This is a genomic window from Paenibacillus sp. FSL P4-0127 (genome assembly GCF_038007325.1).
Classification (GTDB): Bacteria; Bacillota; Bacilli; order Paenibacillales; family Paenibacillaceae; genus Fontibacillus; species Fontibacillus macerans.
In genome coordinates, this window is sequence record NZ_JBBOWY010000001.1 from 391,930 (window position 1) to 407,101 (window position 15,172).

The following is a 15,172-nucleotide window of genomic DNA, read 5'->3' on the forward strand; positions in this document are numbered from 1 at the left end:
ATAATTTAACCGTACTTAGAACTGTAATGAATGGGGAGATTTGTTTGACGCCGATGCTGAAAAACAAATGGTTCCTTCAAGGATTGGCCCTCCCTCTGCTTTTCTCCTTTCGGCCCTGATTCACCTCTCTCAAAAAGACTCTTATAGTAAAATTTCCGATCTTCATATTAAACAGCTAAGTGAAAAAGAACACATTGAAATCCTCGATGTCGCAATAAAAAACGACCTGAACAAGCCCTTTTCCTATGTTTATTACAAGCGGGGGTGAAAGTAGGGGCATACTATATAAGCGTTATTAATGATAAGCTGGTTTACGGCAAAGACCATTTAATGATCACGCTCCTCTTTGAACGATTTGGTCCGTCTGAATTGAAAAAAGGCGAAAGCGATCACAATGACTCCGATTATCAAGGAAATGGTCGCCGCCATATTGTAGTTGTTTGTCTTAAAGGTAAGCTGATACACCCAGGAAATCAAAATATCCGTCCCGCCGGCCGTCTGCCCGCGAACCGCGGGGCCGCCGCCATTGAACAAATAAATGATATTAAAATTGTTAAAGTTGGCCGTATATTGAATTATGAGCAACGGCGCGGTGGCAAACAGCACATGCGGCAGCGTAATATAGCGGAATTTCTGCCAGCGCGTCCCGCCGTCCACATCGGCCGCTTCATAGGCATCATGGGAGATGCCGCTTCGGCCGCTGCCAGCCGCCGGCGATGAGCTCGGCCTCTTTTTTGGCATCCCTGATGTTGACAATGTAGATCATGGCGGCTATCGCCAGCAAAATAAGCGACAAAAGCCCGTACACCAGTAAAAAAATCGAATGATCCACTTTGGGAATCGTCCCCAGCGTGACCATCCCCCACAGACCTAGTCCAATAAAATCCGCGAAGGTGATGATAAACGCAAGCTCTAAAATAATTAGAATGATCCCTTTGATATAACTGCGGTTGTACAACTGCCCTAATCCGGCGAACAGAATGGACAGCCCCATCGCCAGCCAGGGGCGATGCGCCGGCTTCTCCCGGGCTGCATAACCCTCTTTGTGCGCCGGATGGCGCAGCTCGCCAGCATTGCGTTCCTTCACGATGAATTCCTCCCGGTACGAAATAACAAGCTCAAACAGCCGACGGCTGGCGCCGCTTACCGGCCGGAAGCCTTGATCTGGGCGGCAATCTTTATAAAACGAATCATAATGACGGGGCTTTAGGCTATGCTATGGATTCCATGAATAGAGCTGCCGAATCCAGCCCAGAGGCGGGTGAAGCTTTAAAAGCAAGCACAAGCAGAGGCCAAAAAGCAAGCCAAAGCGGAACAGGAAGCATCTCTGGAGAAAGTGCGCCGTCAAAAGGCTGCGGAGGCGAAGGAGGAAAATAGAGCACCGGCCGCCTCACCACCCGCAGACACTATAGAAATTAGTGCGGAAGGCCGCAAATTCAGCACGAAACTTTTTAAGAAAGTGGCGCTCAGCATGCAGGTACTGCTAAAGCCGTTATGTCCGAGCCTAAGTTATATTCGCCACAAGGCGATATAAAAGTAATGGAAAGTGTCCTCACATAACGATAAAGGCTTGAATCACCCATGGAATATAACGACAAATGGCTTGGGGGATGCCTCCTGCTATCTATGCGGCTTTCACGATCAGCTCGCGGTGTACATCATCATATGTCCAGAGCGCCTGGAGCTTTTACAAGCCGCGCATTAGCCCAGGATGCTATATTGGCTCACTTCGAAATATCCAAAAACCCCTCGCCAAACACATCCCGCACATCGTGGATGGTGAGAAACGCGGCTTTGTCGATGGATTTGACAATCTTTTTAAGCGTGGATACCTCTTGCTTGCTGATGACGATGTACAGGACTTCCGTTTCCTCCGTCATTCCCCCGCCCGTACTTTTCCTCCCTATCCCCCGCTATTTAAGGACTGAATATTTTTCAATCGTTTGACCGCTTGTTCGAGAAAAAGCTCATTTTGCTGAAGCTCAAATATCCGGGCGCTCCTATCGAAGTAATCCAGGGTCGCGCTCCATTCTTTCAAGTGCTCATGGTTATAACCTAACTGGTAGTAAAGCTCTCCTAATAAATAAGATATTTCATAATCCCGGCATAACTGTACGGCCTGATCGCACAAGCAGTTGGATTCTTCATAACGTTCCAGTTTGGCCAATACCTTGGCGGTATTGTACAGGACTTTTATTTTTAACGTCTTCTCCTTCAACACTATCCGTTTATTTACATATTCTGTTGCTTTCATCAACATAGCCAAGGCATCATCGTAATTGCCGTGCTCGCAATAAATGATACCCATACTGTTAATGATCTCGATTTCCCGTTCGGAATGAGTGTAAGGATTGGCGGTCAGGTCCAGCGCCTGTTCGAAAAGTGCAATGCTTGCCTCATAGTCCTTTAATATGTAATAGTGGCAAATCCCGTCGAGCCAAAGGAGCAATTGTTTGAACGGGATATTCCGGGCCATTTGACGGTTCTTCTTCTCGGCCTTGACAAGTTCATAAATCTCCTCATAATTACGCTCGCGAAGCAGCCGGTTAATCTGATAGTTTAGCTCCTGATAATGATCAAAACTCGGATACTGAAGCTTCTCCAATATATAATCGAGCGGAATATTGAGTTTCTGGCCAATTTTAAATGCAATCTCCAGCGAAGGGATTACCATTCCCGTCTCGACTTTGCTGATGAAAGCCTGTGTGCATATACCTTCAGCCAATGCATGCTGGGACATCCGCAAAGATATTCGAAGCTCACGAATTAATGCCCCAAGGTTCTCCTCCATTGCATTCAACTCCTTCCAGTCGCTCACTGGTCATATGAATTAAAATCTTGCAGCAATCAAGCTAGCATTTTTTTTAATGTACTCAACTCTGAGAATCTATAAAATATAACTATTTTTATATTGATGGTTATTTGTTTAAGAATAATTGATATAACCCGGACTTTTTAGAAAAAAATTACTAAATTTCTTAAATTCACAATTTTTAAATATAGGATATTATCAACTAAGAGAAAGCGCAAGCTTTTTGCAAATACCAGATAACCATCCATTTCTTTTACAGCCCTATGCACAAGCTTATTACTTCCTAGCTCAATTCCCACGAGGAGGTTATATGAGTGCAGAAAAATAATTTATTGTCGGTGCTGCCCCTTATTTATCATCTTGCATATATACTTGGTACCCAAGACCTTCCATTTCAACACTAAGTTTTCCCAAAAGCCTATTTCCTGATCGTAAGGAGGAGCTCTAAATGTTTAATGAAATCGGTGTAGGCGTGTTGATTCATAACTCGCATCGGTATGAAGAATACGTTAAGCAGATTGACGATGATGTGGATGCCTACGAAGTAGTCATGGGACAATTTATCGAAGAACCCGAAGAACTTCGAATTTTGAAAGCGCAGCTTAATAAGCCGATTATTCTGCATACTATCGCTCTTTCGCTTGGTACGGATGCCCCCGTGGATACGGCCAGTATAAGTAGAGTCAACCGCTTTTTGAACATACTTGATTCTCCCTGGTACGGGGATCACATCTGCTTCACTGAGGTGCCCGGAAATCCATCCAGTGCGCTGCTTCCACCTATCTTGACAGAGGAGTCGCTGCAAATCTTCCTAACGCGGCTGCATGAAACTTCCCGGCTCGTCGGCAAGCCGCTCGTTCTTGAAAACACTGTTATGCATTACAATCCCATCGGTACAATGACCTATCCGCAATATATTAACCGAATTCTCAGCGAATCTGACGCCGGTCTGCTGCTAAGCATTCAGAATATCACCAACTCGTGTCAGCGTTACTATCCGCTTGACCACTATGCCTTTATTGACAGTCTGGATTTGGACAAAGTTGTGGAAATTCATTGTACGGTCGGCAGCGATAAGAAATATCAAGAAGAAGAACATCAGGATCTGAGAGCAGATCAGCAGCTCCACATGGAACTCATTGAATACTTGGCCAAGACAAAAAAAGTACGGCCCAAAGCTTTCATTTGGGAATTGGAAGACGGGCTTGAGCATTTTCCGGAAGCAGATGAACTTAAGGAAAAAATTCAATGGGTCAAACAACTATTTTTTCAATGAGGAGGAAATATGGCGATTATTAATTTACAGCGGTTTATGGTTGCTTATGTACGCGATATTACGCTCCGAAACCAGTTCACTCAGAACAAAGAAGCCTATTATGCCCAGTTCGAACTCACTTCTTCCGAACGTGAACTAGCCGAGCAAATCGATTACTCCATCTTACAGGTGACTGCCGAGAAAATGCTAAAGGACCGGATTGACCGCCGGGAGAGCGAGTTTCAGGAGTTCTTCCGCATTCTCCGCCTGTTGGATGAATACGAGGAATTTGTCTATGAGTTCGCAGTTCAGTATCCGCAAGGGTCGCTCTCCAGGAAATCGGAAGCTGAGCGGCTATCGGCTTTTGCAGCCGCGTATATACGTAAGCGCAGCCTGCCGGATATCCTGCTTGAGCTGATGGAATATTCCAGGCTCGCGGCGGATATGACATATTCGTCCAAGCAATCCCCACGTGCTGCCGGTCCTTTGATTCTGCCACGGAACCAGAGGCTTTACTTGCGGGAGCCGTATGCGGTCCGTAAATTCCGCTATGACCTTGTCCGTTTTCTTGAGACCGTGGAATCACGAGACGATGTGGAAGCCTTCCCGGCTCAAGATTGTCTCTTGTTCTTCCAGAAAAGCTACAGGAATGCTCTTTCGTGCGTCATTTTGGAAGTTGACGACGAGACCCTACTGAATCTGCTAAAGGAAGGCCTCAGTTTCAATACGATTCTTCTCCACGCGCCGAATAAAGAAACCCGGGCAAACTGGGCAGACAGCATCGAATATCTGTTCCAGGAAGGCATTCTGGGATTGGACGATGCCGATGATACCTTGAAAGGAGGTGAAAACAATGAAAAAAGTGATCGTTCGTACGACATCCGCCCCAGTGGATAAAGACAAATCCACCAAGAACACGAAGTAATTCATTTTCTTTCCAAAGGGGAATTGTGGTCTTTAGTCCATAATTCCTCTTTTTACAATTATATAAGAAAGGGCGTTTTTCCATGTGCGGTATAGCGGGATTCACCATCCTTGAACAAGATGACCCATATACAAGCGTCTCCCAATTGCACCGAATGACGGGGAGCTTGTTTCATCGAGGCCCCAACGCCGAAGGCCTGTACCTGGATGAGCGTATAGCATTAGGCAGCAGAAGATTAAGCCTTGTGGACATCTCCAACGGATCACAGCCTTTTTATAATGAAAACCGGACCGTTGTAGTCATCTATAACGGTGAAATATACAATGCCCCTGCCCTTCGAAAGATGCTGGCAAACAAAGGGCATAAACTGTACTCCGCTTGCGATGGCGAAATCATCCCCCATCTGTATGAAGAGTACAGTACCGATTTCATGTCCCGGCTGGACGGCATGTTTGCGATTGCCCTCTGGGATACGACATGCAAACGATTCATTCTTACCGTCGATCAAGCAGGAATCAAGCCTCTTTATTATACACAAAAAGAAAAACGTCTTATCTTTGCTTCTGAATTGAAAGCCCTGTTCAGCATTGGCGGCGCTCGCCCCCCCATCGACCCCGTCTCCATGCTGAGTTATTTAAAATATAAATTCATTCCTGCCCCGTGTACACCCTATACAGGCATCCAAAAAATGATGCCCGGCCAGACCCTTGTATGGGAGGACAACAGGCTTGTTGCTGATCGCGGCAGCATACCAATCGGTCATTCAGACGGAGGCGATCTTACGGAATTGTTGGAGACTGCGATCAAGACCACCACCATGTCGGACAAACGCGTCGGCTGCTTGCTAAGCGGCGGCCTGGACTCCAGCATTGTAGCCGCTGTAATCGCAAATGAACTACCGAATGCTCCTATCTTCGGCGTCGGGTATCCCGGTCGGCTGGAGGCAGATGAAACGTATTTTGCCGCGAAATTATGCAAGGAGCTTGGTATGGATTACTGTCAGGTTTGCGTCGGGCCGGCAGATGTTCCCGCGAACCTTGATGAAATTGTATGGCATCTGGACGAGCCTAATCAGGATCCTATTACCGTCCCTTATTTCCTGCTGCTGCGGCAAGTCAAAGAATCGGTTTCTGTTGTGCTGACCGGCGATGGCTCGGATGAATTTTTTGGAGGGTACCAGCGTTTTGCCGTCTGGGATGCGGAAAGCTCCTCCAATCTTGACGCCTACGGAAACGAGTTGTTCTTATTCCGTCTTGAGGAACTGCGGCAAGACTTCACGGAAGCTTATCGCGACGCTTTTGAGCGTCTGGCATCCGAGCAATCCTTCCCGCAAATCCATAGTCTTCAGTCCTGCATGGCATGGGAGAGACAATACCGCCTCCCAGCGTACCATCTGAATCGAGTTGACAAGCTGTCTATGGCTTGGGGCGTCGAAGCCCGCGTCCCCTTTCTTAGGCCAACCGTTACTAATTACGCGCTGCGATTAAGCGCCCATGAGCTTCGGAATCAGCAAACCGAGAAGGTAAAGCTAAAGGAGGCCTTTCGTGGCAGACTGCCTGCCTGGCTCTTAGAACGCAAAAAGCAGCCCTTCACTTTCCCTATCTCCCATTGGCTTCGTACCGAACTGCAGGAATGGAGTAAAGAGACGCTGCTATACAGCGCCTCCCCCGTTCACGCATTTGTCGACCGGACCTATGTAGCCTGCTTAATCGATCAACATCACGCCGCGCAGGCCGATCATAGTCATAAAATCTGGTCATTACTGGTGATGGATGCTTACTTAAAGCAAAACTGAGGAGTGAAGTCAATGAACGTACAAGTCGCGCTTCTACGAAGCGGTAAATCCAACATTGCGGTTATCGACCAGGATCTGCCCCGGGATTCGGGGAAAGTTACCGAGTTGTTGCAGAATATATACTTAATCACGCTTAAATTAGGCTTTCCTACAACCAAGGTCGTCACGATCGGCAGCTTGTTCCGTAATCGTCAAAGCTTGCAGTTCTATCAGTATATCCCCGGCTCGGGCACTTTCGATGCCGGCGGAAACTGCGGCAATGCGCTTATGGCTGCTTATGTGTATCTATACCAGCTTCATCCTGACAACACGGTGAGCGAAATGCGCTCTTCCCACTCTGACTTCGCTATCCGCATCAAGGAGCTGCAGGCACGGACGAAGCGGGAGTACTCGCTTTGGGCCGAGCTATACGCATGCGGTCCTAAGCCCCGCCAGGTGTTACCGCTTGGGGAAGCACGATGCCTTGTATCATCGGAAAGCCATGCTATTGAAGCCTCCATCGTCGATGCAGGGAATCCGTACATCTGGGTAAAAGCCGAGTCCATTTCACCTAAAGCCCTGAAAGAGTGGGATGAGGTCGAGCTCTTGTCCCTAGCGCGGTTAAGGGCAAGTATTCAGCCCAGGCTGGGCATTGCCAAAGGCTCGGTTTTCCCGAAAATCGCGGCGTTTGCCCGTTTATCGGACGAAAGCGCCGCCCTGCGAATGATATCGGTGGATGACTGGCACCCCTCTTTTGCTCTAACCGGACTGTTGAATTTCGCCGCCGCTCTTTTCACGCCCGACACACTGATCCGGCTGGCTTTCCCGGATACCCGAAGGCTCGCACTATACCTGCCGGACGGCATTCTTGTCCCCGAGTTTGGCGAGACAGCCGTAGTAATGGAACAAAACGTTGAATATATTGGAGGTATAACCGTTGAACTCGATAAAAAGGTCGTGGTTTAAAGAACAGTTGGCACAGATCATAGAGGAAGACATCCGGCCGGAAGCCGCCGCAGTCGATGAACATGCGAGGTTCCCAGTACAAGCGCTCGCAGCGCTAAAACGCGGCGGTTTATTGGGACTGCTCGTCCCCGAACCGTACGGAGGTCTGGGCGGCAGCATTACCGAGTTCACATATGCGGTCGAGCAGATCGCGCGGGCGTGCAGTTCAACTGCCGCCGTCTTCTTCTTCCACGGCCAGTTCGTGCGGAGGCTAGAAGACTTTGGGAACGCTGAACACCAGGCAAAGTACTTCCCGCGGCTCGCCGATGGTTACCTCGGGGCTTCGTCTTGGAGCGAACTGCAGGCAGGTGCCGGCAAGAACAACCTGAGCACAACCGCCCGTTTACAAGGGTCCCGCCTGCTCATTAACGGAAGCAAGGCATTTTGCACCAGTGCCGGAGAAGCTGATGTCTATTCAGTTCTGGTTAAATTCGAAGGCGAGGACGGGCCGCAAACTTCATTTGTCCTGGTCGAGAAAGAAGACCTCAACGTATCGTTCGGGCAATCGTGGAACGGAATGGGGATTCGCGGTTCATCGACCCGGGAAATCATATGCGCGGAATTGTCGCTTCCCCATGATCGCATCTTGAGCGCTGTTGGCGATGGGCACCGGATTATGGAACAAAACAAAAAAAATGCGATTCATCCAGGCATTATCGGTTTGGGCGTCGCACGTGCAGCTTTAGGCGCCTTCTTGACGGAAATTCAAGAAAGGCCTCAACTGTGGGGCTATCAAAATACACGCATGACCGTAAGCGATATCGCCACCTCTGTCGATGCGCTGGAAGCACTTACCTACCTTGCCGCTAGATCGGCTGATGACAGGAAAGCTCAGTCCGCTTTTCAAGCCATGCAGGCCAAGACGCTTGCCGCACAAGTCTGCGTGGAAGCAGCCGATAAACTGCTTCACTTGGCCGGTGCCCGGGCGTACACCAAGGGACATGCGCTTGAGCGATTATGCAGAGACGCCAAAGCCATCGGTCTTATGGGTCCGACCACCGAGATTGCTAAGGAATATATTGCCCAAATTTTACTGGAGGAGATGCAGAATGACAATCGCCTGCGACCTTGTTTTATTTAATTGCACAGCCTTTGTGCCCGAGCCGCTGCCCGAAGCCTACATCGGCATAAGGAACGGAACCATTGCTTACGTAGGAACTCAGAAACCCGACGGAACCGCAGAAACTGCGTTTATAGATATGCAACGGCGCTTCGTGCTGCCGGGTTTGATTGATTCGCATGTCCACTTCCGCACGCCCGGGCTCGATCATAAGGAAGACTATCGGCATGGCTCCATGGCAGCGCTGGCCGGCGGGGTAACAACTGTTCTGGATATGCCCAATACAAAACCCGAGATCAGTACCCGTGCCGCATTGCAGGAGAAAGAACAAACCGTTCAAAAACTTTCTTACGTGCATTATGGTCACCATTTCCTACTAACCAGGCGCAACCTAGAAGAGATTAAGTGCTTGCAGGCCGGTGACGTCGCTTCGGTTAAAGTTTTTATGGCAGGGCATGAAACGGCGGAACACACGGTTTACGATTACAACTATTTATTAGAAGCGGCCGGTATTCTGGCGGCTAAAGGCATGTTGATGACCGTGCATGCAGAGTATGAGCCCTTGCTCAAGCGGACAGCATCCATGGCTCCCAGCGGATATGAGGAAGACCGCAGGCGGGATGCCGCGATTCGTGCTGTGGAGATGATGATCGGTATCAGTCGGCAGACAGGATGCCAGATTCATATCGTCCATACTTCCACTGAGGAAGAAGCTTCGCTAATTATAGCGGCCAAATCGAAAGGGATTCCGGTCACCTGCGAAGTCATTCCGCCCCACCTTGTCTTTACGAATGAAGATCTGCTCCGCAAAGGATGGGATTTTAAGCTGTCTCCACCACTAAGGACTAGACGGGATGCAGCCTGCCTGTGGGAACATCTCATAACCGGATATATCGATACCATCGGTTCAGACCATGCGCCTCACACAAGAACTGAGAAGAACAGTTCTTCTCCCCCTGCAGGCATGCCTGGCGTTCAAGAGATGGTATCTGTTATTTTTTCCGGTTTCATAGATAGAGGTCTTAATCCTGAGCAAGCTGCCGCCCTGATTGCGAAGTATCTGTCTCAGCGTCCGGCCGAGCTATTTCACATTCCAGGCAAAGGCAGACTAGCCCAGGGATTCGATGCCGATCTGACCGTGTTGGAACCCTTCGCAACCTTCGTGATGACCGATGAGAAAGCTTTTTCCAAGTGCAAATGGAGTATATATACGGGACAATCTTTACGAGGAGAGGTTCAGATGGTCTTCCTTAACGGCACCGTGGTCTATGCCAACAACGTTATACAAACGGAACAGCCTACAGGCCGCAAAATCACTTTGGAATCGAGGAGATGCACCGTATGAAACAAGCCACCCTTTCTCCCATCGTCTATCATTGGGACCTCTCACCGCTTTATAAAAACCGGGGCGCGTGGTCGGAAGACTTGGCGGAAGTAAAGCAGCTTGCCCAGAAATTACTTCACTTCCGGGGTATCTCTACATTGACCGTTGCAGCGCTCGAATCAGCACTGCAGCTGCAGAGCCGTATTTTTATGCTGCTGGATAAACTGTATATTTATCCGAAGCTCAGGCTCGATCTCGATTATCAGGATGAGGAGGCCCGGCAAATGTGTGATATGGCGAGTCACGCCAGCCGTCGCATTCTAAGCGATATCGCTTTTTTAGCCGATGAACTGCGAAGCTTGGACGAATCCTTATTAACAAAAACATCCGCTGATTCCTTAGCAAACTACCGCCGGCTGCTGCAAGAATTTAAACGCTTCGGGCCTCATATGCTGGATGCAGATCAGGAGGATATCCTAGCCCAGTTGCATCAGATTACGGGACATGTGTATCAAACGTATAGGATATTAAGGGAACAGGAGACCGTCTATCCTGATATCACCGATGCCTCGGGAGAAAATATAGTACTTCTAGACAATAATTACCCCTTGCTAATGGAGCATCCGGACCGCAATGTCAGGAAACAAGCTTATTATGGGGTTATGTCCGCCTTGCATCAAAAGCGCGAAACATTTGCCAGTCTGCTGAAAACCTATGCTCTGCAGCTAAGTCTAAATGCCGGATTTCGCCGGCACGAATCTTCCTTTGCAGCCGCTCTCTTCGAGGAGGAAATACATCCAGAGATTTACGGATATTTAATAAACGCCGTTCACCTGCATCTCAATACCCTTCACCATTACATAAATTTGCGGAAGAAGCTTCTGGGCGTAACACAGCTGGGTTCCTACGACTTGCTTGCACCTTTACCCGCGCAGAGCGAACCGGTTGTCGGGGTACAGGAGGGACTGGCGCTTATCGAAAGTTCCCTTGCACCTTTAGGCGAGGAATATTACGATTATCTTGCCTACCTTATCGGCGTCAATTGCATCGACTTCTATCCGGATTCCCGTAAAACGGACGGAGCCTACACCTGGAATGTTTATGATGTTTATCCCTATATATTGTTGAATTACAATAACAACACAGACAGCCTTTTTGGCCTTGTTCACGAGTTGGGCCATGCCGTCCACTATATGTTCACGAACCGGCACCAGCCATACATTTACGCCGACTGCCCGGTTTTCCTGTCCGAGATTGTGTCAAATGTGAACGAATGTCTGCTCATCCGTCACCTCCTTGAGCATGCTGAGGACAGCTCAAGCCGCTTGTATTATTTGAGCTACTATATAGAAATGTTTAGGAGTACGGTATTCAGACAATCGCTGCTCGCCGAATTCGAGCACTTCATCTACAGCACATTGGACGCGGAGCAGCCGCTGAACGCTTCCTTGTTGTGCGAAACCTACAAATCGCTCACTCGTTCTTATTATGGCGACGGATTGCTGGTTGAAGATCTGCAAGGCTCGGAGTGGATCAGAGCCTCGCATCTCTATAAAAATTTTTATATGTTCAAATATCCCGTCGGTTATCTGATTGCCCTTCAAATCGTCCAGAACATTCATGAGCAAGGCGCTCGTTACGCAGAAAAGTATACACGTATGTTGAAAGCGGGAAACGCTGCGCCTGCAGTTGACTTACTGCGGACCATCGATATCGATGTTGATGACCCGAACCTGTACGGCAGCGGCTTAAGAATATTCGAAAGCTTAATCACAAATCTAGAGGAGGCTTGCTATGCCTAGAAAAAAAAGTCTGCTTAGAGACAACCGCAGCTTTAGAAACTTATGGCTTGCGCAGACCGGAAGCACGATAGGCGACTGGTTCAACCAAGTCGCGCTTGCGCAGACCACCCTGGCGCTCACCAACTCGGCGGCCGGCATGGGGCTTGTACTGCTCTGCCGGTCATTTCCCGGGTTTATTCTGGGCCCCTTGATCAGCCCGCTTGTCGATCATCTTCCCAAAAAGAAGATTATGATCGCAACCGATCTGTTACGGGCGCTGTTTGCTTTAAGCTTCATTGCCGCCATTGCTGCGGATCAGAGTTTCTTCCTCTATGCAGGCGCCTTTCTTCTAGGGTTGAGCGGGGTTATGTTCAATCCTGCCTCGCAAGCTTACTTGCCGCACATTGTCAAACAGGAAGAACTCGCGGAAGCTAACGCCATCAGTTCTACGACTTCCGGCTTTGTAAGTGTAATCAGTACCATACTAGGCGGTATCGTATCAGCTTTAGTCAGCCCTGTGCTCTGTTTTGCCATTAACTCTGCTTCCTATCTATGGTCTGCACTCTGTGTCTCCAAACTGACTTCCACATCCAGCACCCAGTCAGCGCGTAAATCCTTCAGTTATTTCCGCTCGCTATCCGAAGGGTTCAAGGAGGTCAAGCAAAATACCGTCGCCCGCATGATTATCATTATCGGTATCAGTTGGGGACTTGCCGGCGGCGGATATTATATTCTTATTCCACTAATCGGCGATTCATTAATCGGGTTAGAGGGATTCGGGATTGGCTTACTCTATGCCGTCGACGGCCTAGGAGTGATTACAGGCTCACTACTGGTCAAATCCTACATTAAACACCGTATTACAAGAATGAACCTCGCTTATGGCATCGCTTATGTCACGCAAGCGGTCTTTTTTGCCGGAATCGCGTTATCGGCCAATATTTATTGGGCAGCCTTAATGCTGCTTTGCATGCGGGTCAGTTCCGGAATCATCATCCCGCTCGATACATCTCTGATGCAGATGAATACGCCGCCGGATGTCCGAGGCCGCGTATTCGCCCTGCACGGATCCACATACAGCGGTTTCATGCAGCTGTCTTACGTGACCTCCAGCCTGTTGTTCGTCAATATGGGCATCCCGTTCACGGGAGTATTGATCGGTTCCATCTCGTTTCTCTGCGGTCTTTACTGGCTGGTCGGTATGCGCAAACAGCAGACTTCGGGATTATCCACGACGTTAACCAAAGGAGAAAAAGTATGATCGAATGCATAGATCACATTGCCATAAAGGTCTCAAATCTGCTAGCGTCTATTCATTTTTATAGAAAGTTTGGATTCGAGGATATCGAACGCGTCTACTTCAATCACAGGCAAATCTCCATGTTGGAGCATAAAGAGGGGGGAACACCCAAGATCGAATTGATTCAAACGGATCAAGAGGAGCCCCCGGAAGGTCGCGATTCGCATCATCTTGCCTTCCTGACCCGCGATTTACCGGAAACGATCAGCCACTTGAAGCAGCAAGACATCGTCATTGAGAAGTCAATGATCCGTACGGGCTTTAATGGCACTCGGTTTATCTTTATTTATGGCCCCGATCGCGAGGTCATACAAATCGTCGAATCAACCGCAAATGAGTAAATCCCCTCGCTTCTAGAACTCACTTAACCCGTAATCCTTTAATCGGAAATGCAGTTTCGAATAAAAGGATTACGGGTAATTCGTTAACTCGACGGACAAATTATAAAGTGCTGCCCTCACTTCGAAATATCCAAAAACCCCTCGCCAAACACATCCCGCACATCGTGGATGGTGAGAAACGCGGCTTTGTCGATGGATTTGACAATCTTTTTAAGTGTGGATACCTCTTGCTTGCTGATGACGATGTACAGGACTTCCTTCGGATTTTTTGTATAGTAGCCATGGCCGGACAGCACCGTAACGCCGCGGTCCATTTGGGTAATGACCATTTCGGCGATGTCGTTTTGCTTCTCCGAGATGATCGTAACGGCCTTTTTGGGATTCAGCCCCTCAATCAGGAAGTCCATCACCTTCGTCCCCACATACAAACTGACGATGGTCAGCATCAGCTTCTCCGCCCCGATGATAAAATAGGAGGAAAAGGCCACGATCAAATCGAAAAACAACAGCGCATAGCTGATATTCCAGTCGAGATATTTATTGGCGATCCGGGCTAAAATCACCGTTCCCGCCGTCGTTCCCCCGGCCCGCACGATCAGGCCGATTCCGACCCCCACCAGCACGCCGGCGAAGACCGCATTAATGGTCAGCTCATGCGAATTGATCCTCCAGCTTTCCGTCAAATGCAGAAACAGCGAGTTAAAAGCGATCGCAATCACCGTATACACCGTTGTTTGCCGATCCAGAAATTTGTAGCCGACAATCAGCAGCAGGCCATTGATCACGATATTGACGATGGAAGGCGACCACTGAAACAAGTAGTACAAAATAATGGTGACCCCTGTAACGCCCCCCTCGCCAAACTCATTCGGGATGACAAACAAATTGACGGCCAACGCAAATAAAAAGGCACCCACAATTATAGTAGCGATATCCGCCATTCTCTTTTTCATAACTACTCTGATCCTCTCTCCAGCAATTCTATCCTCACAACCAGATCATCGTATTCCACTTATAGCTATAAAGTCAATATGACTTTTACGCTTTAATTCGCTATCCAATTCACTTAGAAAAGGAATTTTGGCAAAATTTATACCAAAATAAAGAACGGGCGTTGCAGAGGAGAATCCCTGCAAGCCGCCCGTTTTTTTCTTATTCCATTCAATTATTTCGGTTCTTTACCCCCCACTCACATAACTGTTCCAAAACGGGTAACAGAGTCTTCGCTTTCTCTGTGAGACTGTATTCGACTTTAGGGGGAACTTGGGGATACTCTTTGCGGTTCACCATACCGTCCGCTTCCAATTCTTTGAGTTGGGCACTCAATGTTTTATAAGTAATGGCTCCTATCCGTCTTTTCAGATCATTAAAGCGAACCGTTTGGTTTTCTGCAAGGAGGTAAATAATCAGCATTTTCCATTTGCCGCCGATCACGGACAAGGTATAGCCAAAAGGGGTCTCTTGAATATTACCTTTCTCTTTGTAGTCGGCCACACTCATATTTGCACTATCCTTTCTGGTAGTACCTATCAATAAAGTGCGTACTATTTTTTTGTTTGCGTTCATTTTATACTGGCCTTACTTTGAAGTAAAGG

13 protein-coding genes and 2 pseudogenes are annotated in these 15,172 nt (G+C 48.4%); 10 read left to right on the forward strand and 5 right to left on the reverse strand.

Going from position 1 to position 15,172, the window contains the following annotated elements; all coding sequences use genetic code 11:
- Positions 1-40 precede the first annotated feature (40 nt).
- A complete protein-coding gene (locus tag NYE74_RS01585; protein WP_036626986.1) occupies positions 41-268 on the forward strand; it encodes a hypothetical protein in 228 nt (75 codons plus the stop codon).
- A 59-nt stretch (positions 269-327) separates the two neighbouring features.
- Here the strand turns inward: NYE74_RS01585 and NYE74_RS01590 are convergent.
- The 3 genes and pseudogenes from NYE74_RS01590 to NYE74_RS01600 all read right to left on the reverse strand — a co-directional run bounded on the left by NYE74_RS01590 (position 328) and on the right by NYE74_RS01600 (position 2,791).
- Positions 328-994, reverse strand: a pseudogene (locus NYE74_RS01590) (carbohydrate ABC transporter permease).
- Between the two features lie 730 nt (positions 995-1,724).
- A pseudogene (locus tag NYE74_RS01595) lies at positions 1,725-1,874 on the reverse strand (YitT family protein); the annotation flags it as partial.
- 29 nt (positions 1,875-1,903) lie between these two features.
- Complete coding sequence (locus NYE74_RS01600; protein ID WP_124333599.1) at positions 1,904-2,791, reverse strand: helix-turn-helix domain-containing protein; 888 nt, start codon at positions 2,789-2,791, stop codon at positions 1,904-1,906.
- A 469-nt stretch (positions 2,792-3,260) separates the two neighbouring features.
- Here NYE74_RS01600 and NYE74_RS01605 point away from each other — a divergent pair, with 469 nt between their 5' ends.
- The 9 genes from NYE74_RS01605 (at position 3,261) to NYE74_RS01645 (ending at position 13,577) form a co-directional block, all read left to right on the forward strand.
- Positions 3,261-4,088: a multinuclear nonheme iron-dependent oxidase gene (locus tag NYE74_RS01605; protein WP_124333600.1), complete on the forward strand. Its 828-nt coding sequence runs from the start codon at positions 3,261-3,263 to the stop codon at positions 4,086-4,088.
- 9 nt (positions 4,089-4,097) lie between these two features.
- Positions 4,098-4,964, forward strand: coding sequence for a hypothetical protein (locus NYE74_RS01610; protein ID WP_124333601.1), 867 nt, complete (start codon positions 4,098-4,100; stop codon positions 4,962-4,964).
- Between the two features lie 110 nt (positions 4,965-5,074).
- Positions 5,075-6,787 (forward strand): asparagine synthase (glutamine-hydrolyzing), encoded by a 1,713-nt coding sequence (gene asnB / locus NYE74_RS01615; RefSeq protein WP_036626998.1) that lies wholly within the window; start codon positions 5,075-5,077, stop codon positions 6,785-6,787.
- Between the two features lie 12 nt (positions 6,788-6,799).
- Positions 6,800-7,732 (forward strand): hypothetical protein, encoded by a 933-nt coding sequence (locus NYE74_RS01620; RefSeq protein WP_036627000.1) that lies wholly within the window; start codon positions 6,800-6,802, stop codon positions 7,730-7,732.
- Positions 7,704-8,852 (forward strand): acyl-CoA dehydrogenase family protein, encoded by a 1,149-nt coding sequence (locus NYE74_RS01625; RefSeq protein ID WP_316561636.1) that lies wholly within the window; start codon positions 7,704-7,706, stop codon positions 8,850-8,852. Before NYE74_RS01620 ends, NYE74_RS01625 begins: the two co-directional genes overlap by 29 nt.
- Entirely contained in the window at positions 8,821-10,176 is a 1,356-nt protein-coding gene (locus NYE74_RS01630; RefSeq protein ID WP_051985785.1) for a dihydroorotase, read from the forward strand. The genes NYE74_RS01625 and NYE74_RS01630 overlap by 32 nt, the downstream gene beginning before the upstream one ends.
- Positions 10,173-11,957, forward strand: a complete 1,785-nt coding sequence (locus NYE74_RS01635) for a M3 family oligoendopeptidase (RefSeq protein WP_036627003.1) — start codon at positions 10,173-10,175, stop codon at positions 11,955-11,957. The genes NYE74_RS01630 and NYE74_RS01635 overlap by 4 nt, the downstream gene beginning before the upstream one ends.
- Positions 11,950-13,197 (forward strand): MFS transporter, encoded by a 1,248-nt coding sequence (locus NYE74_RS01640; RefSeq protein ID WP_036627005.1) that lies wholly within the window; start codon positions 11,950-11,952, stop codon positions 13,195-13,197. The genes NYE74_RS01635 and NYE74_RS01640 overlap by 8 nt, the downstream gene beginning before the upstream one ends.
- Positions 13,194-13,577, forward strand: a complete 384-nt coding sequence (locus NYE74_RS01645; protein ID WP_036627008.1) for a VOC family protein — start codon at positions 13,194-13,196, stop codon at positions 13,575-13,577. Before NYE74_RS01640 ends, NYE74_RS01645 begins: the two co-directional genes overlap by 4 nt.
- Positions 13,578-13,693: 116 nt before the next feature.
- On the opposite strand, the gene NYE74_RS01650 is transcribed toward NYE74_RS01645, so the two are convergent.
- On the reverse strand, positions 13,694-14,530 hold the full coding sequence (locus NYE74_RS01650; protein WP_124333603.1) for a YitT family protein: 837 nt from the start codon (positions 14,528-14,530) through the stop codon (positions 13,694-13,696).
- 208 nt (positions 14,531-14,738) lie between these two features.
- Positions 14,739-15,077, reverse strand: coding sequence for a winged helix-turn-helix transcriptional regulator (locus NYE74_RS01655; protein ID WP_124333604.1), 339 nt, complete (start codon positions 15,075-15,077; stop codon positions 14,739-14,741).
- Positions 15,078-15,172: the final 95 nt, after the last annotated feature.